Source organism: Endozoicomonas sp. SESOKO4, assembly GCF_024606275.1.
This window is the reverse complement of sequence record NZ_JAHHPS010000130.1, coordinates 1-1,466: the sequence shown is the minus strand read 5'-3', so window position 1 is coordinate 1,466 and position 1,466 is coordinate 1. Positions and strand designations below refer to the sequence as shown.

Below are 1,466 nucleotides of genomic sequence, written 5' to 3'. Positions count from 1 at the left end.
ATACCCCTGTTTCAAGCGTATGATGCGAAAAATGAGCAGATATACGTCGTCATTCAGCCTGAGTTGCATTCCAAAAAGGTTAATCTGGCACGTTATAAAGGCTCTGAACTGGATAAACAATTTGGTCTGTGTGGCATCGTGACTTACACAACCTCTGACAGCCGTTTAAAAATGCTGGCCTCCTACCAGTCTCTGACTGGGCAGGTTATTCACGATACAACAGGCTCTCAGCTTGTCATTGTTGCAACGGCAACGTCCGGAGAAACGGTTCTGGTGGAGTTCCCCTTAGTTGCTATCCGGGGGGGGCGGGCAGGATATAGCGTACGTAAATTCCCTGGAGGGGTCCAAATTAATGATACCGCTCACCATCAGGGTGTCATGTACTTTACAGGAACAATCAATAACAAACTGTTGTTTAGCAGTTACCATGAACAACGACTCCAGTTGCCTAAAAAATGTTACAAGAATGATAAGGAACGAGGACTTCGTTTAAGGGTCTCCCCGGATGGCGAACAGTTCTATGTAACAGGCACAAGCAGTGATAAAAATGTCTCCTATCCTTTCTTTATCAGACAGTACGAAAAAAAGGAACTAAACCCCGCTGCCTCTTTTGGAGACGATGGCAAAGCGATACTGATCACCACAGACCCGGGCATTGACAACATTCTGCAAGACATTCTGATTCAAAAGAACCATGTTTATGTTGCCGTATTCAACCCTGAGTCAGAGAAGCTTTCTATTCGCCGGTTCGCCACTGACAATGGACAGATGGATAGCGCTTTTATTATTGACGATACGATTCGTTTTTCTTCAGGCACATCGGGTACGTTTTTAACCGTTAGACTGGTGACTGCGAAAAATTATGTGCACACCATTATTTACAACAGTAATGGGCAACTGTCTGTCGTTACTTATGAAAACCAGGCCAATGTCCATCAATTTGACGCCGCATTCAAGACCCCGGCAACAAGGTCAATGCGCCCGGTTTTTGTGGGCAATAAAGCCTATCTGGCAGTTGCAGACGCTGATGTTGAGAAGGGTATCCGGCATGTCCGGATGCAGGTGATTTCTCTGGGTCTTGACAAACTGCCGCCTGTATTGAGTCCAAAATTTCCAGACTGGTGTATTGGGCTTATTACCGCGGGTGTTGTGGTCTTGGTTGCCGTGGTTTCAGCTATCGTAGCCGTTAAGAAGTTCAAGAGGAAACTACCCATTCCATTGGGTGATGCCGCAGATGGGAACGAGGAGTTATGATCATTAATAACCATCAAACACTCTGGTAACCAGATCAACTCGCTGATGATCCTCTGGCTGGCTTGCTGCAACAACATCAACATGCCACCAGCCCAATACCCGGGAACCTCAACCACCTTGACTTGGTTGCCGCTGACCGACAGCGGCAGGCATCTCAAATCTTTCCCTGTTTTTTAACAGGACGGCAGTGAATTTTGTGTCCATTTTCACTG

General features: G+C 46.5%; 1 protein-coding gene. It reads left to right on the top strand.

Annotation, left to right across the window (positions count from 1 at the left end):
- The coding region (locus KDK16_RS02390) for a hypothetical protein (protein ID WP_257274492.1) at nucleotides 1-1,254 on the top strand (1,254 nt) is incomplete at its 5' end.
- Nucleotides 1,255-1,466 lie beyond the last annotated feature (212 nt).